The sequence below is a fragment of the Bradyrhizobium sp. SEMIA genome (assembly GCF_014844175.1).
Lineage (GTDB): Bacteria > Pseudomonadota > Alphaproteobacteria > Rhizobiales > Xanthobacteraceae > Bradyrhizobium > Bradyrhizobium arachidis.
Map to the genome: position 1 here is coordinate 8,789,283 of NZ_CP046601.1, position 23,864 is coordinate 8,813,146.

The 23,864-nt window shown below is 64.9% G+C and carries 9 protein-coding genes and 6 pseudogenes; 9 read left to right on the plus strand and 6 right to left on the minus strand.

The genetic code is table 11. The features are described 5' to 3' along the window. Positions 1-248: 248 nt before the first annotated feature. Together FOM02_RS42115 and FOM02_RS42120 are read left to right on the plus strand one after the other, a co-directional pair. Positions 249-3,740: an indolepyruvate ferredoxin oxidoreductase family protein gene (locus tag FOM02_RS42115; RefSeq protein WP_027564360.1), complete on the plus strand. Its 3,492-nt coding sequence runs from the start codon at positions 249-251 to the stop codon at positions 3,738-3,740. Between the two features lie 1,056 nt (positions 3,741-4,796). After that, positions 4,797-5,510: pseudogene (locus tag FOM02_RS42120) on the plus strand (thiolase domain-containing protein); the annotation flags it as partial. A 95-nt stretch (positions 5,511-5,605) separates the two neighbouring features. Here the strand turns inward: FOM02_RS42120 and pdxA are convergent. The 5 genes and pseudogenes from pdxA to lptF all read right to left on the minus strand — a co-directional run. Then, a pseudogene (gene pdxA / locus FOM02_RS42125) lies at positions 5,606-5,797 on the minus strand (4-hydroxythreonine-4-phosphate dehydrogenase); the annotation flags it as partial. Further along, positions 5,797-6,732: a SurA N-terminal domain-containing protein gene (locus tag FOM02_RS42130; RefSeq protein ID WP_027557594.1), complete on the minus strand. Its 936-nt coding sequence runs from the start codon at positions 6,730-6,732 to the stop codon at positions 5,797-5,799. The gene FOM02_RS42130 and the pseudogene pdxA, both read right to left, overlap by 1 nt. A 68-nt stretch (positions 6,733-6,800) precedes the next feature. Next, a complete protein-coding gene (locus FOM02_RS42135; protein ID WP_231164347.1) occupies positions 6,801-9,209 on the minus strand; it encodes an LPS-assembly protein LptD in 2,409 nt (802 codons plus the stop codon). Between the two features lie 77 nt (positions 9,210-9,286). Further along, positions 9,287-10,384 (minus strand): LPS export ABC transporter permease LptG, encoded by a 1,098-nt coding sequence (gene lptG / locus FOM02_RS42140; RefSeq protein ID WP_027557596.1) that lies wholly within the window; start codon positions 10,382-10,384, stop codon positions 9,287-9,289. Then, a pseudogene (gene lptF / locus FOM02_RS42145) lies at positions 10,381-11,549 on the minus strand (LPS export ABC transporter permease LptF). The gene lptG and the pseudogene lptF overlap by 4 nt, the downstream one beginning before the upstream one ends. A gap of 337 nt (positions 11,550-11,886) precedes the next feature. On the opposite strand from lptF, the pseudogene FOM02_RS42150 reads away from it, so the two are divergent. The 7 genes and pseudogenes from FOM02_RS42150 to FOM02_RS42185 all read left to right on the plus strand — a co-directional run bounded on the left by FOM02_RS42150 (position 11,887) and on the right by FOM02_RS42185 (position 21,889). Continuing rightward, positions 11,887-13,385 (plus strand): annotated as a pseudogene (locus FOM02_RS42150) (leucyl aminopeptidase). Positions 13,386-13,391: 6 nt separating this feature from the next. After that, positions 13,392-13,844, plus strand: a complete 453-nt coding sequence (locus FOM02_RS42155) for a DNA polymerase III subunit chi (protein WP_027557599.1) — start codon at positions 13,392-13,394, stop codon at positions 13,842-13,844. 127 nt (positions 13,845-13,971) lie between these two features. Next, positions 13,972-14,501 (plus strand): annotated as a pseudogene (locus FOM02_RS42160) (hypothetical protein). Between the two features lie 238 nt (positions 14,502-14,739). After that, positions 14,740-15,021, plus strand: coding sequence for a GNAT family N-acetyltransferase (locus FOM02_RS42165; protein WP_199820226.1), 282 nt, complete (start codon positions 14,740-14,742; stop codon positions 15,019-15,021). Between the two features lie 301 nt (positions 15,022-15,322). Next, positions 15,323-18,168 (plus strand): annotated as a pseudogene (locus FOM02_RS47425) (beta strand repeat-containing protein). 150 nt (positions 18,169-18,318) lie between these two features. Then, positions 18,319-20,451, plus strand: a complete 2,133-nt coding sequence (locus tag FOM02_RS42180) for a type I secretion system permease/ATPase (protein WP_027557602.1) — start codon at positions 18,319-18,321, stop codon at positions 20,449-20,451. Continuing rightward, complete coding sequence (locus tag FOM02_RS42185) at positions 20,438-21,889, plus strand: HlyD family type I secretion periplasmic adaptor subunit (RefSeq protein WP_027557603.1); 1,452 nt, start codon at positions 20,438-20,440, stop codon at positions 21,887-21,889. The genes FOM02_RS42180 and FOM02_RS42185 overlap by 14 nt, the downstream gene beginning before the upstream one ends. Positions 21,890-21,960: 71 nt before the next feature. Here the strand turns inward: FOM02_RS42185 and FOM02_RS42190 are convergent, their stop codons facing one another. After that, complete coding sequence (locus FOM02_RS42190; RefSeq protein WP_265441052.1) at positions 21,961-23,823, minus strand: ABC-F family ATP-binding cassette domain-containing protein; 1,863 nt, start codon at positions 23,821-23,823, stop codon at positions 21,961-21,963. Positions 23,824-23,864: the final 41 nt, after the last annotated feature.

Below are 23,864 nucleotides of genomic sequence, written 5' to 3' on the forward strand. Positions count from 1 at the left end.
CATCGATTCATTTCGCGACGACGGGGGTATGGTGACACAAATTGAAAATCCCCGGTGTGCTTCCGGCCACGAAATTGCGATTTTTACCCGGCGCTCCCTTTGGTCCAGATTTGTGATGCGGAGCGTGAAATATCCGACATAGAGTGGCGAAGGTGGTCGGCGCGCCCTAGCTAAAAACAACGGGCAAGCAACGGCTTAAGCGACCTAAAGCAACAAGGGCCTGAACAGGGCGGCAAAACGAGGACAGCATGGGAATCAACCAGGGTCCGATCAGTCTCGACCAAAAATACACCCAGCAAACCGGACATGTCTTCACCACGGGCATCCAGGCCCTGGTCCGCCTTCCCATGGCCCAGATCCGGCGCGACCGCGCTAACGGCCTCAACACAGCGGGCTTCATCTCCGGCTATCGCGGCTCGCCGCTCGGCGGCTACGACCAGCAGCTCTTCGCCGCCCGCAAGCATCTCGAAGAGTACAACATCAAGTTCCAGCCCGGCGTGAACGAGGACCTGGCGGCGACCGCCGTCTGGGGCTCCCAGCAGCTCAACCTCTCGCCCGGCGCCAAGTACGACGGCGTGGTCGGCATCTGGTACGGCAAGGGCCCCGGCGTGGATCGCTGCGGTGACGTGTTCCGCCACGGCAATGCCGCCGGCTCCGCCAAGAACGGCGGCGTGCTGTGCCTGGCCGGCGACGACCACGGCGCAAAGTCTTCTACCGTCCCGCATCAGTCCGACCATGCCTTCATCTCGGCGCTGATGCCGTATCTCTATCCCTCGAGCATCCACGAGATGATCGAGATGGGCCTGCTCGGCATCGCGATGTCGCGCTACTCCGGCTGCTGGGTCGGCATGAAGGTGATCACCGAGACGGTGGAGACCACCGCCGAGATCGATCTCACCGACGAGATGAAGCCCTTCATCATTCCGACCGATTTCGAGCTGCCGCCCGGCGGGCTCAATCTGCGCTGGCCCGATGACCGCTTCGAGCAGGACCGCCGCCTGCAGGACTACAAGGGCTTTGCCGCGATCGCCTTTGCGCGCGCCAACAAGGTCAACCGCATCACCATGGACTCGCCGAACGCCCGCTTCGGCATCATGGCCTCGGGCAAGAGCTACGAGGACGTCCGACAGGCACTGCGCGAGCTGGGGATCACCGAGGAGGTTGCCGCAAAAATCGGCCTTCGCCTCTACAAGATCGGCATGCCCTGGCCGCTGGAGCCGGAAGGCGTGCGCAACTTCGCCGTCGGCCTTGAAGAGATATTCATCGTCGAGGAGCGCCGCGAGATCGTCGAGAACCAGGTCAAGCAGGAGCTGTTCAACTGGCGCGACGACGTGCGCCCGCGCATCGTCGGCAAGATGGACGAGCACGACAAGCGCTTCCTCACTTTCGCCGCCGAGCTCAGCGTCGCCTCGCTTGCGACCTCACTGACCGAACGCCTGCTTCGACTTAATCTCAATCCCGAGATCGCGGAGATGCTCCGCGCCAAGGCCGACTGGTTCAACGGCCGCCAGGCCACCCAGATGCAGGCGGTCGCGCCGGTTTCCCGCACCCCGTATTTCTGCTCCGGCTGCCCCCACAACACATCGACCAAGGTCCCCGAAGGCAGCCGCGCGCTCGCCGGTATCGGCTGCCACTTCATGGCGCTGTGGATGGACCGCTCGACCGAGACCTTCACCCATATGGGCGGCGAGGGCGTGCCGTGGGTCGGCATCGCGCCCTTCACCAACGAGAACCATATCTTCGCCAACCTCGGCGACGGCACCTATTTCCACTCCGGCATTCTCGCGATCCGCCAGGCGGTCGCCTCCAAGGCCAACATCACCTACAAGATCCTCTACAACGACGCCGTCGCCATGACCGGCGGCCAGCGTCACGACGGTGATCTATCGCCCGAGAAGATCATGGCCCAGCTCCACGCCGAGGGCATCCGCGAGATCTATCTCGTCTCGGAAAACCCCGACGCCTATCCCGCCGACACCATCGCGCCCGGCGTGAAGAAATATCACCGCGACGAGCTCCAGAACGTCATGAAGATGTGCCGCGAGTTCAAGGGCACCTCCGCGATCGTCTTCGTGCAAACCTGCGCCGCCGAGAAGCGCCGCCGCCGCAAGCGCGGCCTGATGGAGGATCCGGCGCGCCGCGTCATGATCAATCCGGCGGTCTGCGAGGGCTGCGGCGACTGCTCGGTGCAGTCGAACTGCATTTCGGTCGAGCCGCTGGAGACCGAGTTCGGCCGCAAGCGCGCCATCAACCAGTCGTCCTGCAACAAGGACTATTCCTGCCTGAAAGGCTTCTGCCCGTCCTTCGTGACCATCGACGGCGGGGCACCGCGCCATCGCGCGCCGGCCGAGCTCGCCGATATCGGTGCGCTGCCCGAGCCGGCCTCGCGCCCGACGCTTGAAAAACCCTACAACATCGCGGTCGGCGGTGTCGGCGGCACCGGCGTGCTGACGATCGGCGCGCTGCTTGGCATGGCCGCCCATATCGAGGGCAAGGCCTCGATGATCCTCGACATGTCGGGCCTCGCGCAAAAGGGCGGGGCGGTGCTCAGCCACGTGCGTCTGTCGGACCATCCGGCCGAGGTGACCTGCTCGCGCATCGTCACCGGCACTGCCGATCTCGTGCTCGCCGCCGACGAGGTGGTCGCGGTCGCCAAGGACACGATCTCGCTGTGTGATACCAGCCGCACCCGCGGCATCATCAACAGCCACGTCATTCCCACCGCTGACTTCATCCTCAACCGCGACTTCAATTTCCAAACCCGCAAGCTGACCGGCTTGCTCGAGACGGCGCTGCATAAGGACTCGGCGTTCTTCGACTTCACCAAGCCCGCCGAGCAGCTGCTCGGCGACAGCATCGCCACCAACATGATGATGATGGGCTACGCCTATCAGAAGGGCTTGCTGCCGCTGTCGGCTGAAGCGATCGAGCAGGCGATCGAGGTCAACGGCGTCTCGATCAAGATGAACAAGGAGGCCTTCCGCCTCGGCCGCCTCGCAGTCGCCGATCCCGCGCGCCTTGCCGAGATGCTGAAGGGCACGGACGAGGTGGTCGCGCCGAAGACGCTCGATGCCATGACACTCGACGAAGTCATCGAGCACCGTGCCAAGCATCTGACCGCCTACCAGAACGGCCGCCTTGCCAAACGCTATCGCAAGCTGATCGACCAGGTCCGCGATGCCGCGAAGCAAGGCGATTACGGCGAAGCGCTGCCGCGCGCGGTCGCGGTGAATTACGCCAAGCTGCTGGCCTACAAGGACGAGTACGAAGTCGCGCGCCTGTTCACCGACGGCGCTTTCGAGCAGCAGCTGCGCGACCAGTTCGAGGGCGACTTCAAGTTCAGCTTCAACCTGGCCCCGCCGATCCTGGCATCCGGGATCGATGCGCTCGGTCGTCCCAAGAAGCGCGCCTTCGGCCCGTGGATGCTGAAGGCGTTCCGCGTGCTGGCAAAGTTCAAATTCCTGCGTGGCACCCCGCTCGACATCTTCGGCCGCAGCGCCGACCGCAAGCTCGAGCGCGACCTGATCGCCGGCTACGAGAAGGACGTCGCCACCGTGCTCGGCCTGCTGTCGCCGGTCACGATCGATACAGCGGTTGAACTCTTGTCACTGCCCGACCGCGTCCGCGGCTACGGTCCGGTGAAGGAGAAGGCGGTGGCAGACGCCAAGGCCCGCTATGCCCAGCTCGCCGCGGATCTCGCGAGCCCGCCGCCCGCGCCAAGGCAGATTGCAGCCGAGTAGGGCAGTCCCGTAGGGTGGGCAAAGCAAAGCGTGCCCACGTCTTCGGGATTGATTTCGGCGAGATGGTGGGCACGGCGCGTTGCGCCTTTGCCCACCCTACGGCGCCGGCTACACACCATCCCTTGCGTTGCCCGTCGGGCAAAACACCCATGCCGCGGGTCAATCCTTGCGCTCAAAAATATTCCGCTTTACCGAAATTCGGAATTATCGTATCTGTCCGCCACCTCATCCCTCGGAGGGGCGTATCGCGATCGTCACGAAACGCGGGGTGAGCGGCGGTGGACGCGGGCTGCGTCACGCGAGCGATTGTCTCGCGGCACGACGGGCGCGGTCTCGCGTACGGCAAAATCGTGTGGTCCTGACGCCCGGGGTCTGTGCGTCAAGTCTTGCGATCGCTCGCAAGGCGACGGGGGCAATAGTGCATCGCTCCCCGGGGAGAGCGCGGCTCCTTTGTTCTTGCTTTGTTCTCATTGATTGGCGTTTGTCTTGAGGTCGTGTGATATCGCTCGCAAGGCGACGGGGGCAATAGTGCATCGCTCCCCGGGGAGAGCGCGGCATAAGCCGTAAAGCCACTGCGCAGGGAAGGCCGGATGTTTGGCTTCACCTGTATGCCGCTGTGCATCTGTTCTTCGCGCATTCGCACACAGCGGACCGTGGGTGCCCAGCCGGCACCCGGTCTTCCCTGCGCCCTCTGTTCGAGAGGGAAGCCAGACGGAAGCAAAACTCGGGCGAACCCGCCGCGAGGGTGCGGAGCCGTGTCTGGCCGTCATTGCGAGCGCAGCGAAGCAATCCAGAAATGCATCCGCGGAAAAATTCCTGGTTGCTTCGCTGCGCTCGCAATGACGATGTTGAGACAGCTAGCCCTGCTTAACCGTCATCCTGAGGTGCGAGCTTCTTCGGCGAGCCTCGAACGGCCCGGCTCTCAGGGATGACGGGTCGGGAGAGTTGCGCCAACCCGCTGCCCTCTCGCGCGACGGAATATTTCCGCGCTTGCCAATCAGGCCGGTGCGGTTCAGAAAAAAGAGCCAAGAAGAAACGCGAGCGGAGACCTCTGTTTTGACCATCAAGGGCAAGGCCTACATTGCCGGGATCTATGAACACCCGACCCGGCATGCGCCGGACAAATCCACCGCCCAGCTCCACGCCGAGGTCGCCAAGGGCGCGATCGAGGATGCCGGGATCAGCAAGGACGATGTCGACGGCTATTTCTGCGCGGGCGACGCGCCCGGCGGCGCCTGGCCGATGGTCGACTATCTCGGCCTGAACACCAAAAAGCTGCGCCACGTCGATTCCACCGAGACTGGCGGCTGTTCCTACATCATTCATCTCGGCCACGCCGCCGAAGCCATTGCCGCCGGCAAGTGCTCGATCGCGTTGATCACGCTCGCCGGCAAGCCGCGTACCGGCGTGATGCCGCCGCGTGCGGCCGGCGCGGAGGTCGATTTCGAGTCCGCTTACGGCGCGACCACGCACAATGCCTATGGCATGTGTGCCATGCGCCACATGCACGACTATGGCACCACCAGCGAGCAACTCGCGTGGATCAAGGTCGCGGCCTCGCATCACGCGCAATACAATCCGCATGCGATGCTCAAGGACGTCGTCACCGTCGAGGATGTGCTGAACTCGCCGATGATCTCCGATCCTCTGCATCGCATGGATTGCTGCGTCGTCTCCGATGGCGGCGGCGCGCTGATCGTGACGACGCCGGAAATCGCCAAGAGCCTGAAGAAGCCGCTGGTCCGCCTGATCGGCCATGGCGAGGCCATGGGAGATTGGCCGGAGGCTGCTACGCCTGATGGGGGAGCGGGGACGCGCGAGCCGACGCGGATCCTGATGCACTGCACCAGCGCCTAGCGTTCTCTCACCGCGGCGATCCTGACATCGGCGCCGAGCGCTTTGGCACGGCGGGCGAGGCTGGCCTCGTCGCCGAGCAGGTAGAAGGCAGGCAGCTTCAGCTCGCGGCGACGGAGCCAGGCGGCGATGGTGATGTCGGGGCCGATGCCGGCGGGCTCTCCCAGGGTCAGGGCGAGGGGCTTTGTCGGAGCGCTGGCCATCAGCGGTTGCGATATTCGATCATCGCGGCCTTGCGGAGCTCGTCGAGATAGGCCTTCTGGGTCTTCTCGTACTTCTCCTGATACATCTTCTCGCGGATCTCGCGCTTCTTCGGCGTGTCGATCGTGGTCGGCTTGCGCGAGCACAGCACCACCATCTCGATGCCGGCTCTGGTCACTTCGGGCGGGGTCAGATGGCCGACCGGCGTGTCGTCGAGCACCTTGCGCAGCGCCTCGGGCAGGTCCGCGGTGGTCTTGGTGACGCTCTCGCGGATGGTGGCGTTCGGCGTCGAGCGGAACAGCGAATTGGCTTCCTCGCAGCTTCCGACGCGGGCGCGATAGCCCTCGGCCTCCTTGTGCCGGGTCTCGATGAACGCCTGGGACGAGCCGCGCGGCACGATCAGCACGATCGGCTGCATCTTGTATTCGGTGCCCTCGATCTGGAGCTTCTCGTTGCCGCCTTCGCGCACCTTGTCGGCAACGTCCTTCTCGCCGACCATCAGCTTCTCCTTGAAGCGGCCGCGCACGAGGCTGGTCCAGACCATCTCGGACTTCATGCGGCCCTTCAGCGTCTCGGGGCGTACGCCCTTGGTCTCGAGCGACTTGGTGAGCTGCTCCGACGAGATGCGCATGCGCTGCGCCATGCCCTCGTAGGACTGGTTGATGTCGGAGACACCGGGGTCGACGCCGTACTTCTTGCCTTCCTTGATCTTCACCTTGTCGTCGATCAGCTCGTTGATGACCTCCTGCCGGCTCGGGGTCTTCTGCGTCGTCAGCTGGTCGAGCTTGGAGCGCTGCTCGATGTCGAAATCGGTGATCGGATCGCCGTTGACCATGACGACGATGTTCTGCGCCCGCGAGGGCGAGGGCAGGCCGGTCAGGACCAGTCCGGCACTGATGGCGAGGAGGAAGCGGAAGACTGGCAATGGGGTCGTCATGAGTGTCGCTCGCATGCCCGCCGTCGCAAGCCCGGGAAGAGGCAAACGCGGCCGGGACTTCAAACCGTTCACTGGAGGCCGGCGGAACTGCTGCTGCCTGTCGACGTCGCCAGCGTGCGCAGGCCGATCTGGAACATGAACGCGTGGCTCAGCGTAGGCGGCGTGGTGCCCGCCGAATAGCTATACGAAGTTACATAGTTGGCCGCCAGCACGAAGCAATCGTCGACATAGCCGGCGCCGAGCACATACTGGTTGATCTTGTTGGCCTCGAGGTCCCAGCGCGCCGAGCCTGTCACCACCCAGTTGGCCGCGACCTTGATCGAGCCCGAGGTCAGGATGCCCTCGCGGCGGGTGAGATAGCCGAGTTCTGGCTGGGCCGCGTAATTGCCGTACATCACGCTCATCGACCAGCGATTGAAGTTGGCGCGGCCTTCGGCCTCGAAGCGCTGCACGTTCCAGGTCTGCTCGTCCATGCGGGAGCGGACGCTGAACGTATAGGTGCTGTTGGGCGAGTAGGCGGCGCTCGCCACATAGTCGGACCGCGGCTTGTCGAGGCCGGAATCAAGACCGGTATTGATGGAGTCCTGGACCGCGAAGGAGTTCAGGCCGAACAGCTGGTAGGACTGCCCGAACAGCACCTTGACCGCGCCGCCCCGGTCGAACTGGGTGGTCGCCTGCACGCCGACATTGGCGCGGCCGCCGCCCTCGACGCGGTCGTAGCCTGAGAACTTGTCGACGGCGAACAGGTTCGAGGCGTCGAACACCATGCTCTGGGCGTCCTCGTTGGGGAGCTTGCCGGCATAGGTCTCGTTCGGCCGGATGATGATCTGCGCGATCGGCTCGACGGTGGTCGAGCCCCAGGGCTGAACGTTGATGAAGGGGTAGCGGTATTCGAGACCGACCGTCGGCATCAGGCGGAACGCCTGGGTGTCTCCGGTGGGCAGGTAGTTCGCCACGCCCGGCTGGTTGGAGACGTCGGAATTGATCGCGTCGGCGCGGAGGCTGGCGAACGGCGTCCAGATCTGGCCGAGCGGGTCGGTAAAGGACTTGCGCCACTGCGCTTCGGCGGTCAGTCGGGTGTAGGTGCCCGGGAAGCCACGCAACAGGCACTGCGACGGCGTGCGCGCGAGCGGATCGGCCGACGCGGTCGTGCACAGGCTGTTGGTGTTGGCGATCGTCGTGATCGGATCGAACACCGCGCTGTCACGCGACAGGTTCACGAAATTGGTCTTGTAGCTGAACTCGCCGCCGAACACCGGATAGTTCAGCACGTTCGAATAGTCGATCACGGGGTAGACGACCGGCACCTGGCTCTGGTTGCCCGAGTAGCTCAGCCAGTACATCGTGCGCGCGTCGAAGAAGCTGCGATTGCCGACGCCGGTCAGATAGAGCTGCGACAGCGCGTCGGTCGGCAGGTACAGGAACGAGCCCAGCGGATCGCGGTACTGCGACAACCGGTAGTCCGAGAAGAAATAGTAGTCGGACATCAGGACGCCGTCCCAACCCCAGACCCACTTGTCGTTCAGCGCGAACTGGCCCTTGGTGTCGACGGCGCCGCGGAACTGACGGTCGCCGGGCAGACCGGCGAACGCGCTTGGTTCGAGCTGGTCGATGCCGTAGACGCGGATCTGATAGGCGCCGTCCATCAGGCGCTGACGGTATTCGGCCTGGAACAGCACGCCCTGCCTGGTCGTGATGCGCGGGTTGAAGGTCATGTCCATGTCGGGCGCGATCGCCCAGTAGAACGGGACTTCGACGCCGTAGCCAAACGGCGTGTTCGACGTGAAGCCCGGCATCAGGAAGCCGGTCTTGCGCTTCACGGTCGGGTCGGGCGTCGAGAAATAGGGCATGTAGGCGAGCGGCACGCCGAAGAATTCGAGCTGCGCCGTCTCGAAATACAGCATCTTCTCCTGCTGGTCGTGGATGATGCGGGCACCCTTGACCTGCCAGAGCGGCGGCTTCTTCGGATCGTCCTTACACGGCGCGCAGGCCGTATAGACGCCGTTCTCGAACACCGTGTAATTGCCGCTGGAACGGTCGGCGCGGCTTGCCGCCATGCGGGTCTGATCGGCGGTATCCACGCGCAGCGAATCGACGAAACCATCGCGGTAGTCGTCGGAGAGATCCATGATCTCGGCATAGGTGATCTTGCCGTCGGCATCCGTCATGCGGATGTTGCCTTCGGCATGCAGTCGCTTGGTCTTCTGGTCGTAGATGACCCTGTCGGCCTCGACGCTGGTGCCGTTGTAGAACAGCTGGACGTTGCCGACCGCGGAGACGCGCGAATTGTTGTAGTCGTAATCGACCTCGGTCGCCTGAACCAGCATCTGGTTGTCGTTGGCGACCTTCGGCGGCTTCGGACGCGGCGGCAGCGGATTGTAGGTGAAGCCCTGGGCCGCAGCCGGCGCCACCGCGGCGACGTCGATCAGGCCGCCGAGCGAGGCAGCCGTGACGATGGCGAACAGGAGCCTGCGCATGGACAAGCCGCATCCGTTCGCGCGCACCACGGTGCGCCGCGTCAAACGAGACACGGGTCCTCGACGGACGGCAGTCACTAACCGTCCTCCTGGTACAACAAGGCCAAAAAGCCGGTGAGGCCGCCCACCACCACGGGCAACCACGCCGCAGCGATCGGATGCATCAACTCAGCCTTGCTCAAGTCTTCAGTCACTTTCGATAGAACGTAGAGCAGAAAGCCTGCGCCCACGCCACTCAAAACCATCTTCTGCACGCCGCCCATCCGGAAGAAGCGCAACGACACGGAGGCCGCGAGCATCACCATGGCAGCCAGCAAAAACGGCTGCGCCAGGAGCTTTTGATACTGGAGTCGGTATCCTGCTGTCGCGAAGCCCGAGCTTTCCGACGAGCGGATGTAGCTCGGTAGTTGCCAAAAGGACACAGTCTCGGGTGTGGAAAAGCTGTTGCGGACCTGCGCCTCGGTCAGCGTCGTCGGAATCTCCAACGTGGCCTGGTCGACCGGCGGTGAGTCCAGCGTGAAGCGGCGGACGCCCCTGAACAGCCAGTGGCCGGACTCGAGCGTGGCCTCACGCGCCTCGATCCGTTCCTTGAAGTGCTGATCTGTGTCGAATCGGAACAGCGTGAGCCCGGTGAGCCGCACGCCCTGCTGCTCGCTGCGCGCGGCATTGATGATGGTCTGGCCGTCGCTGGTGACCTGGTTGAGCCAGAAACCGGTGGCGTCCTGGATGCCGCCGCCCGGCGCCGAGCCGAACAGCTCCGCCTCCATGCGCTTGGAGAGTTCGCGCAAGTTCGCCGACATCGGATTGTAGGCGACCGTGGCGATCACCCCGATCAGCAGCGCGCTGCCGAGCGCGGGCGAGATGAACTGCCAGGCCGAGATGCCGGCGGCGCGCGCGACCACGAGCTCGAGCCGGCGGGAGAGGGCGAGATAGCAGGTCATGGCGCCGATCAGCATGCAGAACGGCGTCAGCTTCTCCAGCAGCTGTGGCACCCGGAACAACGAGGTCTCGGCCACCATGAGCGCGGAGGCGGATGCAAGGCCCGAGGTCTTGCGCACCATCTCGATGTAGTCGACCAGCACCAGCAGCAGGAAGATGCTGGCGAACACGCCGAGCGCCGCGACGACGAAGCGTCCGGCGAAATAGCGCCCGAGCGTGTTGGTGAGCATGCTCATGCGGTGGCCGGCCGTCCGAACAGTCGCGCGATGCGCGCGTTCGACCTGTTGATGGCTTCCAAGAGGCCAGGCGGCGGCTCGACCACGATGCCGCCGACGATCATCCACAGCCCGACGCCGATGGCGCCGAAAACCATCGCGTATTGGACCAGCACCGGGGCCGGCGATTTCACTGCCATCACCGAGCAGGCAAAGCCCGCCATGCGCAGGCCGAACACCGCGAGGATCGAGGAGCCGATCGAGAAATTGCGGCTCTGGCGGGTGGTGCGAGGTGCGCCGAGGAAGGCGAAGGTCAGCACGGCAAAGGCAAACGGATAAATCGGGGCCAGGAGGCTGTCATGCAGGGCCGAGCGGAACTGCCCGGGAATCTGGTTGTAGACGGGGTCATCCTCGGACGGCGAGAACAGCTCCCAGAGATAGCGCTCGCGGATGCCGAGGGTGACGTCACGGCCCTGGTTGCCGAACTTCGACATGTCGAAGCCGTAGCGGCCGAACGCCACCAGCGCGGGATCGCGCTTGCCGGCCTCGAAGCGCTGGAGATTGCCGTCCTTCAGCACCAGGAACGAGCCGTTCTCGTTCTTCACGACCTCGCCGTGCTCGGCGACGATCGAGACGCGCTCGTTCGGATCGCGGCGGTCTCGATGAAGATGCCGGCGAGGATGCCGCCGGGCTGGCGCTCGCGGATCCGGATCGTCAGGTTCTTGTCGAGCTGGGCGAAGCGGCCGGGCTGCAGGATGTTGGTGAGCACGTCGGCGGTGATCTCGGCGTCCCATTGCTTGATCCGCCGCATGCCGTCGGGGGCGAGGTAAGCCGCGATGAAGGCGACGAGCGCCGCCACCACGCAGGTGGCGTACAAGAACGGATAGAACAGCCGGAACGGCGAGAAGCCGGCGGCATTCATCACGATGATCTCGGAATCGGTCGCGAGCTTGTTCAGGGTGTGCGAGATCGCGATCATCAGCGCGATCGGCGAGATGATCAGCACGAGTGCGGGCACGACGAGGCTGGTGATGCCGAGGAAGGTCAGGATGGTCTGACCCTGGCTCGTCATCAGGTCGATGCCGCGCAACGCCTGCGTAATCCAGATCACGCCGGTGAGGCTGACCAGGACCAGCGCAAACGACGCCAGCGTCGTGCGGAAGATATACCTATCGATTGACCCCATGCGCTACCGCACGAATCCCACCAAGTCCCCACGCAGGCCGGAATGGCATCCGTCCAACCAATCCCGCAAGGGGATCCCCAAGGTCGGACCAACAGCTCTTCCGCCAGCTTACTTACTCACTACCATCCCTTTGATCCGTCAACAAAATGGCTGCCCCGTGGCACCCTCAGCATATGGTTAATATTTCGCTCGTTGTGGCTTGGCGGCCACGGCGGTGCTTGGCATCTGCCGCGCCGCTGGCCCATAGTGCGAAAAGTCCAGTGAATCGCCATTCAGCTCCGACCCGCTGCGGGAGCCGAAGAAGGGCGAAAAGCCTGATGTTTTGAAGGAGTTACTCATGTCCGATGCCATCAAGGTCGGCTTTGTCCCGTTGTCTGCCGCACCCCGTGGCATCCTGGTGGTGTTCTGTGACGACGGTCTGAAGCTCGGCCCCGCGACGGCCAAGCGCTCGGCGGCGCGACCGATCTGGTGAAGCGGGCCGCGTCCACCGCCGGCTTCAAGGGCAAAAGCGGCGCGGCGCTCGACATCCTGGCGCCGGAGGGGGTGAAGGCCACGCGCCTGGTCGTGATCGGCGCCGGCAAGGCGGCAAGCCTCAAGGCCAACGATTTCCTCAAATTCGGCGGCGTCGCCGCCAGCAAGCTGTCTGCCGAGGCCACTGCCATGACCATCATGGCGGAATTGCCTGATGGCGCCATGACAAGCGAGCAGGCGGTGGCGATCGCCTCGGGCCTGCGGCTGCGGGCCTACAAGTTCGACCGCTACAAGACCAAGAAGAAGGACGGCGAGGAGCGCGGCTTGCGCGCCGAAATCTCGCTCGCGGTGGGCGATGCAGGCGCGGCCAAGAAGACGTTCGCCTCGGCCGGCCACGTCGTCGACGGCGTCGTCATCGCGCGCGACCTCGTCAACGAGCCGCCGAACGTGCTCTACCCCGAGGAATTCGCGCGCCGCGCGGGCCAGCTCCGCAGGCTCGGCGTCAAGGTCGAGGTGCTCGACGTCAAGGCGATGCAGAAGCTCGGCATGGGCGCGCTGCTCGGCGTCGGCCAGGGCTCGGCGCGGCCAAGCCGCACCGTGATCATGCGCTGGGACGGGGGCAAGAAGGGCGAGGCGCCGGTCGCCTTCGTCGGCAAGGGCGTCTGCTTCGACACTGGCGGCATCTCGATCAAGCCCGCCGGCAGCATGGAGGACATGAAGGGCGACATGGGGGGAGCTGCCTGCGTCGTCGGCCTGATGCACGCGCTAGCGGCGCGTAAGGCGAAGGCCAACGTGGTCGGCGCCATTGGCCTCGTCGAGAACATGCCCGACGGCAATGCGCAGCGCCCCGGCGACATCGTCACCTCGATGTCGGGCCAGACCATCGAGATCATCAACACCGACGCGGAGGGGCGCCTCGTTCTGGCCGACGTGCTCTGGTACGTCGCGAAAAGGGTGAAGCCGAAATTCATGGTGGACCTCGCCACGCTCACCGGCGCGATCATGGTCGCGCTCGGCACCGAGCATGCCGGCATGTTCTCCAACAATGACGAGCTGGCCGAACGCCTGCACGCCGCCGGCATCGAGAGCGGGGAGAAGGTCTGGCGCATGCCGCTCGGCCCCGAATACGACAAGCTGATCGATTCCCAGTTCGCCGACATGAAGAACACCGGCGGCCGTCACGGCGGCTCGATCACCGCGGCGCAATTCCTCCAGCGCTTCGTCGACGGCACCCCCTGGGCGCATCTCGACATCGCCGGCACCGCCATGGGCGCGCCGAAGACCGACATCAACCAGAGCTGGGGAAGCGGCTATGGCGTCCGCCTGCTGGATCGGCTGGTGGCAGATCACTACGAGCGCAAATGATCCGCGATGACTGAAGTGCTGTTCTACCATCTGCAAAACATGACGGTGGAGAATGTGTTGCCGCCGCTTCTCGAGAAATCGCTCGAGCGCGGCTGGCGTGTCGTCGTGCAGTCGACCTCGGAGGAGCGCGCCGATGCGCTCGACGCGCACTTATGGACCTATCGCGACGATTCCTTCCTGCCGCATGCGACATGGCGCGTGAACGATGCCGCCGATCAGCCGATCCTGCTGGCGATCGCGGAGGACAATCCGAACGGCGCCAATGTCCGCTTCCTGATCGACAATGCCGCGCTGCCGCAGGACGCGCAGGGCTATGAACGCATGGTGCTGCTGTTCAACGGCGACGATCCGGATGCGCTCGCTTTGGCCCGCAGTACTTGGACGGATTGCAAGGCGCGGGGATTTGATGTCACCTATTGGCAGGCCGACGAGCGGGGCCGGTGGCAGCGCCGGAATTAGCGGTCGATCGCAATTAATGATAATTTGCACTTTTCGGGCGATACTGGCTTTGGTCAATTTCGTGCCGCAAAGTGATGGTGGGACAAGTGCTTAGGGGTCGTCCTTCACGCGGGGAATTTAGTTTATCGTGCGACATCAAAAGCTTCCCAGCTCGCTCATAATTGCGCTCGCTGCCCTCGCACCGCTGGTTGCGGGCTGTTCGGGCGGGACCGATCTGCTGTCGAAGGACGCCGAGTGGTTCCAACGGCCCGGCCGCCTCTTCATCAAGAGCATCTCGATCGAATCGCCGCCGCTGACGCCCGACAAGCCGGTGACGGCCGAGGATCTGGTCAGCGCCGACGGCGCCTGTCCCGGCATGGCGCCGCCGCCGGACCTTCCGATGCCAATGCGTCGACGACGGCGCCGGCGCCGGTGGGCGGCACAGTTGCGCTCGGCCACACCGAATGCGACGTCGTGCGCGGTATCGGCGCGCCCTCGAACGTCAATCTCTCCAACGATGCCGGCGGCCGCCGCGTCGCCGTGGTGACCTGGACCACCGGCCCGCGCGCGGGCATCTACACCTTCACGTCCGGCCGCCTGTCCTCGATCGAGGGCAATCCCGAGCCGCAGGTCGTGCCGAAGGCGACCAAGCCGAAGCCAAAGAAGAAGTCGGCGTAAGTGAATGCTCGTGTCCCGGACGCGGCGCGGCATGCCCCGGCGATACGAAGCATTGGCGGAATGACGCTACGCCTAGCCGGGACTCGGCTCGGTAGCACGGACTAACGTGCGGTGTAGCTCCGGAGGTGGTGCGGCCTAACAGGCTTTCCAATGAGTCTGACTTTCGCGCCCACGACGCAGTCCGACGCTGACGAGCTGGTGGCCATCCGCATCGCCGCGATGCGCGAGAGCTTGGAGCATGTCGGACGCTTTGATCCGCAGCGCGCGCGATCGCTTTTTGGCAACCTTCGAGCCCGCGCTGTGCCGCTTCATCATCCTGCCTGAACAGGGAAAGGGGATCGGAGCCGCGGTGCTTCGACAGATCTTCGCAGATGCCGATTCGCAGCGTATCTCGATCCGCCTGGATGCACTGCGTGGCAGCGAAGCGAATCGCTTTTATCAACGACACGGCTTCGAGCGGACGCACGAAGCGGAGTGGGACATCTATTACGTGCGTCAACCAAGTCCCATAGAGCAATAGCTACCCAACAGCTTCATCGTATTGCGCGCTCGCCTCCAGCCATTGTTCCTGCGCTGCGCGCGAGCCGCCCAGCCTCGTCGAACACGCTCGTGAAATCACGCCGCCGTTACGCATGATCGCGCGACTCTCACGTGAGAGTCATTGCATCCGCCGTGGAACGTAGCGCGAAGCAAAACTGGAGGAAATCTCCAGAATAATCACGCGCGTCTCAAGCGACGCTTCAGGATTGTCACATGTGCGGCTGCTACGCATTGAGATGAGGGGCGAGATCGATCGAAGGATCATTTGAAGGATCATTTGGATGTCTGTTACCTCTGTTTTTTCCCCGGTTACGGGCCAGCTCACCATCTTCGGCGACGGTACGAATAACGGCGTTGTGATCGGCCGCGACAAGTCCGGTCGCATCCTGGTCAACAACGGCTCTGTGAAAACGGCCGGTGGCGATCCCACCGTCGCCAACACCAACGAGATCGACGTCTTCGGTCAAGGCGGCGACGACACGATCACCGTCAACGAATCCAACGGCCCGATGCCGGCGGTGCACGTCTTCGGCGGCGACGGCAACGACAAGATTACGGGCGGCTCGGGTGCCGATCTCCTGTTCGGCCAGGCCGGTGACGATACGATCAAGGGCGGCGGCGGCAACGATCTGCTGTTCGGCGGAGCGGGCAACGACACGCTCGACGGCGGTAGCGGCGACAACCAGTTGTTCGGCGAAGCTGGCAACGACCTCATGATCTGGAATCCCGGCGGCGGCACCAATCTGTTCGAGGGTGGTGACGGCATCGACACGGCGCAGGTCAACGGCAGCAATGATTCCGAGACGTTCACGATTGTGGCGAACGGCACGCGCGTGCGATTTGACGGCACCGGTGCTGCGCCGTTTTCGCTCGACATCGGGACGACGGAGAATCTGGTGCTGCACGCCGGCGGCGGCGACGACGTCATCACCGCGGGCAACGGGCTCGCTCCACTGATCTCGCTGACGCTCGACGGCGGCGCCGGCAACGACAGGATCACCGGCGGCGACGGCAACGACCTGCTGATCGGCGGCTCCGGTGACGACATCGCCAATGGCGGACGCGGTAACGATGTCGCCCAGCTCGGATCGGGCGACGACACCTTCATCTGGAATCCAGGCGACGGCAGCGACACGGTCGAAGGCGGATCGGGCAACGACAAGCTGCTGTTCAACGGTGCCAACATCAACGAGAAGATCGACATTTCGGCAAATGGCGGAAGGGTGCGTTTCACCCGCGACGTCGCCAACATCACGATGGACCTCAACAGCGTCGAGCAGATCGAATTCGATGCGCGCGGCGGCGCCGACAACATCAACGTCGGCGATCTCACCGGCACCGGCGTCAAGCAGGTGCTGGTCGATCTCGGAGCCACGCCCGGGGGCACGCAAGGCGACGGCGCGGCCGATACAGTGACCGTCAACGGCACCAACGGCAACCAGCACATCACGGTCACGGCCGTGGGCACCACGGTCACGGTGACAGGCCTGCCGGAAGTCGTGACGATCGCGAATGCGGAAGGGGCCAACGACCGTCTGGTGATCCAGGAGCTCGGCGGCAACGACGTCATCGACGCGTCCGCGCTTCCCGCGGTGATCGGACTGACCATCGACGGCGGTGCGGGCAACGACACCATCACCGGCAGCCAGGGCGCGATCTCCTGATCGGTGGTGACGGCAACGACAAGGTCACCGGCGGCCGCGGCAACGACGTCGCCGATCTCGGTGCGGGTGACGATCTCTTCACGTGGAATCCCGGCGATGGCAGCGACACCGTTGAGGGCGGCGCAGGTACGGATACGCTGGTTTTCAACGGCTCCAATGTGGCCGAGAACATGTCGATCTCGGCGAACGGAACCCGTACGCTGCTCACCCGCGACGTCGGTGCCATCGTCATGGATCTGGATGGCGTCGAGCACGTGCAGATCGCGGCTGCCGGCGGGGCCGACAATATCACCGTCAACGACCTGACCGGGACCGGGGTGACCCAGGTCGCCATCGACCTCAGCGCCGGCCCCGGCAGCACCAGCGGCGATGGAGCTGCCGACCGCGTCACGGTGGACGGCAGTGCCGGAGACGACAACATCTCGGTGACGACCTCGGGCAGCTCGATCGTGGTCAACGGCCTTGCGGCGCAGGTGACGATCGCTCACTCCGATGCCGGTGACGTGCTCAGCGTCAACGGCGGTGCGGGCAACGACGTCATCAACGCGTCCACGATCAAGGCGGGGCAGCCGTTCAGCCTCGACATCAACGGCGGCGACGGCAACGACACGATCACCGGCAGCGCCGGCAATGACATCGTGAACGGCGGCCGCGGCAACGATGTCGCCAATCTCGGAGCCGGCGACGACACCTTCGTCTGGAATCCCGGCGACGGCAGCGACGTCGTCGAAGGCGGCAAGGGCACCGACACCCTGCAGTTCAACGGTGCCAATATCAGCGAGAACATCAACATCTCGGCCAATGGCGGCCGGGTGCTGTTCACCCGCGACGTCGCCGCCATCGCGATGGATCTCAACGGCGTCGAGCACATCAACTTCAACGCCCTGGGTGGCGCCGACAACATCACGGTCGGCGATCTCTCCGGGACCGGCGTGAACCAGATCAACCTCGACCTCGGCGCCAATGACGGTGCCGCCGACACGGTGAACATCAACGGCACCAGCGGCAGTGACGTCATCACGGTGACCGAGCACGACGGCATCATCACGGTGTCGGGGCTTGGCCAGGACATCAACATCACCGATGCCGGTGCGGGCGACAGGATCGTCATCAACGGTCTCGACGGCGACGATGTCATCACGGCCTCGGGCCTGCACGGCGGCATCCAGCTCGTCGCCAATGGCGGCAACGGCGACGACGTCCTGATCGGCGGTTCCGGCAACGACACGTTGACCGGCGGGGCAGGCGATGACGTCCTGATCGGCGGCGGAGGTGCTGACGTCCTCGACGGCGGCAGCGGTAGCAATGTCGTGATCCAGGGCGGAGCATTCGCCGCAGCGATGCTGCTCAACCAGGCCATGGCGGCAAGCTTCGCTCCCGCAGGCGACGGCCACGGCGAGATGCCGCTGGCCGATCCGCACACGGCGCAGACCCAGACGCTAGCCCCGCCGCAGCACGCCTGACAGCGATCGGGTGAGCCTCAACTAGCGCGTCGACGAAGGTGCGTTCCCTCCCCCGCAAGGGGGGAGGGAACGGGGAAAGCGCTGCTGCAGGCCAAATTCAACTCAACCCATAGACATCCCGCTCCAGCTGCTCCGCTCCGGAGAACACCCATGACGACGAACATGGTCTTGCCTGACACGGGTCTCGACGCGCTGCTCACCCTGCTGCATCTGCAGGGTGTCGCGGCGGACCGCGACCAGCTCAGGCACCGGCTTGGTACGACACGTTTCGGCGCAGCGGACATCGTCCGCTGCGCCAGGTCGCTCGGACTGAAGGCGCGAACCTATCGAACGGAATGGAAGCGTCTGTCGGATACCCCGCTGCCGGCGATCGCGATGCTGCGTGACGGCAGCTTCATGGTCATCGCCAAAGCCACGGCCGACAAGGTGCTGGTGCAGTCGCCGCAGGCGCAGCGGCCGGTGTTCATGGAGCGCGACGAGCTTGTCGCGCTCTGGGACGGCAGCTTGATCCTGATGGCCCGGCGCGCTGGGCTCTCCGACCTTGGACGCCGCTTCGACATCACCTGGTTCATCGGCGCGATCGGCAAGTATCGGCGGCTGCTGGGCGAGGTGGTGGCCGCCTCGTTCTTCCTTCAGCTGTTCGCGCTGGTCTCGCCGCTGTTCTTCCAGGTCGTGATCGACAAGGTGCTGGTGCACCGCTCATTGTCCACGCTCGACGTGCTGGTGATCGGCCTCGTCGTCGTCTCGCTGTTCGACACGGTGCTCGGGATCCTGCGCAACTATCTGTTCGCGCACACCACCAACCGCATCGACGTCGAGCTCGGCGCGCGGCTGTTCCACCATCTGCTGGCGCTGCCGATGGCCTGGTTCCAGGCAAGGCGCGTCGGCGATTCCGTGGCACGGGTGCGCGAGCTCGAGAATATCCGCAATTTCATCACCTCATCGTCGCTGACGTTGCTCATCGACCTGGTCTTCACCTCGGTGTTTCTGGCGGTGATGTTCGCCTATTCGCCTGTCATGACCTGCATCGTGCTGGGCTCGTTCCCGTTCTACATCGCGATCTCGGCGGTGGCGACGCCGTTGTTCCGCCGCAGGCTGGAGGAGAAATTCCGCCGCGGCGCCGAGAACCAGGCGTTCCTGGTCGAAAGCGTCAGCGGCATCGAGACGTTGAAGGCGATGGCGGTCGAGCCGCAGATGCAGCGGCGCTGGGAAGAGCAGCTCGCCGGCTACGTCTCGGCGAGCTTTGGCGTCAGCAGCCTCGGCAACACCGCGAGCCAGCTCGTGCAGTTCGTCAGCAAGGTCGTCACCGCCGCCATCCTCTATGTCGGCGCGCGGCTCGTGATCGGTGACGCCTTGACCGTCGGCGAGCTCGTCGCCTTCAACATCTTTGCAGGCAGAGTCTCGGCGCCGGTGCTGCGACTGGCGCAGGTCTGGCAGGATTTCCACCAGGCACGGCTCTCGATCGCGCGGCTCGGCGACATCCTCAACAGCGCGGCGGAGCCGGCTTACTCCGCCGGCCGTGCCGGGCTGCCGCCGCTTCAGGGCAACATCCGCTTCGAGCACGTCGCGTTCCGCTACCGGGTCGATGGACCGGAAATCCTGCACGACGTCTCGTTCGACATTCCGGCGGGCCAGACCGTCGGCATCGTCGGCTCGTCGGGCTCGGGCAAGAGCACCTTCGCAAAGCTGGTGCAGCGGCTCTACCTGCCGCAGGGCGGCCGCGTGCTGATCGACGGCATGGACCTCGTCATGACCGATCCGGCCTGGCTGCGGCGGCAGATCGGCGTCGTGCTGCAGGAGAACACGCTGTTCAACCGTTCGGTGCGGGACAACATCGCGCTGGCCGATCCGGCCCTGCCGATGGAGCGCATCATGGCGGCGGCAAGGCTTGCGGGCGCGCACGACTTCATTCTGGAGCTCCCCGAAGGCTACGACACCGTGGTGGGTGAGCGCGGCTCGACGCTGTCGGGCGGGCAGCGCCAGCGCATCGCGATCGCCCGCGCACTGGTGAGCAATCCCCGCATCCTGATCTTCGATGAGGCCACCAGCGCGCTCGACTATGAGAGCGAGCGGATCATCCACGACAACATGAAGGAGATCGCGAAGGGCCGCACGGTTCTGATCATCGCGCATCGCCTGTCCACCGTGCGCGGCGCCGACCGCATCTTCACGCTGGAGCGGGGACGTCTGGTCGAGGACGGCACGCATGACGCCTTGATCAAGACCGGCGGCCGCTATGCAGCCCTGCACCGCCTTCAGGGAGGCCTCTATGAGGTCGGTTAGCACCGTGCCGGCCCGAAAGTCGGAACAGACCATCGTTCCCTTCAGGAAAGCAAATACCCGGCGCGGCGAGGAAATCGCGTTCCTGCCGGCGGCGCTGGAGATCACCGAGACACCGCCGTCGCCGATCGGCCGCGCCATCGCGATCGCCCTGATGCTTCTGGTCTGCGCTGCGCTGGCGTGGTCCGCCTGGGGCACGATCGACATCGTGGCGTCCGCGACCGGGAAGGTCGTGTCGAGCGGGCGCAGCAAGGTGGTCCAGCCGTTCGAGACCGGCGTGGTGCGTGCGATCCACGTGCAGGACGGGCAGGCGGTCAAATCCGGCGATGTGCTGATCGAGCTCGATCCAACCGTGAATGCCGCCGAGCGCGATCGCCTGCATGACGATCTCATGGCCGAGCGTCTCAATATCGCGCGCCTGCGCGCCGCGCTGACGGCTGGCGAAGATGCTTCGGTTGATCTCGTCGTACCCGCGGACGCCGACCCCGCGCTGGTCGCGACGCAGCGGCAGCTGCTCGCGAGCCAGGTCGGCGAGCATCGTGCCAAGCTCGCGGCGCTTGCGCGCCAGGAGGCGCAGAAGGACGCCGAGCATCAGACCATCGCGGCGACGATCCACAAGCTCGATGCGTTGCTCCCGGTCACGCAGCAGCGCGTCGAGATCCGCAAGACGCTGATGGAGAAGGAGATCGGCTCGAAGCTGACCTATTACGAGACGCTTCAGCTCCAGATCGAGCAGCAGGAGGAGCTTCGCGTCCAGAACAGCCGCTTGAAGGAAGCTGAGTCCGCTGTCGCCGCGATCCGCGAGACCCGCACGCAAGCCGTGGCCGAGTACAGGAAGACCATCTCCGACGAGCTCGCCAAGAGCGAGCAGAAGGCCAATAGCGTTGCGCGCGACCTGATCAAGGCGGAGCAGCGGACCAGCTTGCAGCAACTGGCATCACCGGTTGACGGTGTCGTGCAGCAGCTTGCGGTCCACACCGTCGGCGGCGTCGTCACGCCGGCGCAATCGCTGCTGGTGATCGTGCCGTCGGATACGCGGCTCGAGGTCGAGGCGATGATCTCCAACCGCGACATCGGCTTCGTCGAGGCCGGGCAGGGCGCCGCGATCAAGATCGACACTTTCAACTTTACCCGCTACGGCCTGCTGGAAGGCCGCGTGCTGAGCGTCTCGCAGGACGCCATTATCCGCGACCGCCCGCCGGAGCGCGGCGACCGCGCGCTCGGGCAGCAGCATGACAGCAGCGAGCCCACCGGGCAGGAGCTCAGCTACAGCGCCCGCATCTCGCTCGATCGCACCCAGATGCAGGTGGACGACCGCCTGGTCAGCCTGTCGCCGGGAATGGCCGTGACGGTGGAGATCCAGACCGGCTCACGCACCATACTCAGTTACCTTTTGTCGCCATTGCAGCGCTACCGGCATGAGATCATGCGAGAACGCTAGGCCTTTCCGTTTAGCTAAGCCTATTCAATGGCTTCGGTACCGTGCATGGGGTTGTTTTGCGGGCCTTGAAGTCAGGTGGCGGCTTCGTCGAACTGCGTGCTCGCCTCGAGCCATTGCTCCTCCGCCCGCGCCAGCGCGTCCGCGGCGTTGGCGCGCGCCTTCGAGAGTTGGGCGGCCTGCTTGGGATCGCGGGTGAAAATGTCGGGCAAAGCGAGGGCGGTGTCGATCTTGGCGATGATGTCGGTGACGCGCGCGATCTCGGCCTCGGCTTCGGCGATGCGCTTCTTCAGCGAGCCGCGATTGTCCGACTTCGGACGCTGCGGCTTTTCACTCGGCGCATTGCGCTCGCGCGCCGGCTCTTCGGCATTGCGCGCGGACAGCACCAGGCGGCGGTACTCGTCGAGATCGCCGTCGTAATTGGTGACGGTGCGGTCGGCGACGATCCAGAGCCGGTCGGCGCAGGCCTCGATCAGATAGCGGTCGTGCGAGACCATGATGACGGCACCGGGGAATTCATTGATGGCTTCGGCCAGTGCCGCGCGGCTGTCGATGTCGAGATGGTTGGTCGGCTCGTCCAGGATGATCATGTTGGGGCCGAAAAAGGTCGCAAGGCCCAGCAGGAGGCGCGCCTTCTCGCCGCCCGACAATTTGCCGGCCTTGGTGTCGGCGGCCTTGCCGGAGAAGCCGATCGCGCCGGCGCGCGCCCGCACTTTTGCCTCGGGCGCATCACCCATCAGCTTGCGGACGTGGTCGTAGGCTGAGGCGTCTTCGTTCAATTCGTCGAGCTGGTGCTGCGCGAAATAGGCGATCGACAGCTTGTCGGCGCGCGTCACCTTGCCGGAGAAGGGCGCAAGGCGCCCGGCGAGCAGTTTTACAAGTGTCGACTTGCCGTTGCCGTTGGCGCCGAGCAGCGCGATGCGGTCGTCATTGTCGATGCGCAAGGTGACTCGGCCGAGCACCGGTGCTGCCGGGTCGTAACCGACGGAGGCGTTGTCGACGGCGATGATCGGCGGCGAGAGGATTTTCTCCGGCGCGGGAAAGCTGATCTCGCGCACGTCTTCGGTGACCAGCGCCGTGATCGGCTTCAGCCGCTCCAGCATCTTGACGCGGGACTGCGCCTGCCGGGCCTTCGAGGCCTTGGCCTTGAAGCGGTCGACAAAGGCTTGCAGGCGCGCGCATTCGGCTTCCTGGCGCTTGACGGCCTTGGCATCCAGCAGCTCGCGCGCGGCGCGCTGCTCCTCGAAGGAGGAATAGGTGCCCTTGTAGAGCGTGAGCTTGCCGCGCTCCAAATGCAGGATCTGGTCGACCGAACTATCGAGCAGGTCGCGGTCATGGCTGATCACGATCACCGTGCGCGGATAATGCGCGAGATGATCCTCCAGCCACAGCGTGCCTTCGAGGTCGAGATAGTTGGTGGGCTCGTCGAGCAGCAAGAGGTCAGGGACGGCGAATAGCGTCGCGGCAAGGGCGACGCGCATGCGCCAGCCGCCGGAGAATTCGGCGCAGGGACGCAGCTGGTCGGCGGCGGAGAAGCCGAGGCCGGAGAGGATCGCGGCCGCGCGTGCGGGCGCCGAATGCGCGTCGATATCGACGAGCCGGGTCTGGATCTCGGCGATGCGGTGCGGATCGGTTGCGCTTTCGGCTTCGTGAAGCAGCGCGTCGCGTTCGAGATCGGCCTTGAGCACGACGGAGATCAGGCTCTCCGGGCCGTTCGGGGCTTCCTGCGCGAGGCTGCCCACACGCCAGCGCGGCGGCAGGGTCACTGTGCCGTGCTCGGCCGCGAGCTCGCCGCGGATCACCTTGAACAGCGTCGACTTGCCGGTGCCGTTGCGTCCGACCATGCCGACGCGTGAGCCCGGCGTGATCTGCACGGAACTCTGGTCAATCAGAAGGCGTCCGGCGAGGCGGATGGAGAGGTCGGTGATGGAAAGCATGTGGCCTTGTCACCGCAAGGCGCCTCGAACGCAACCCGTTT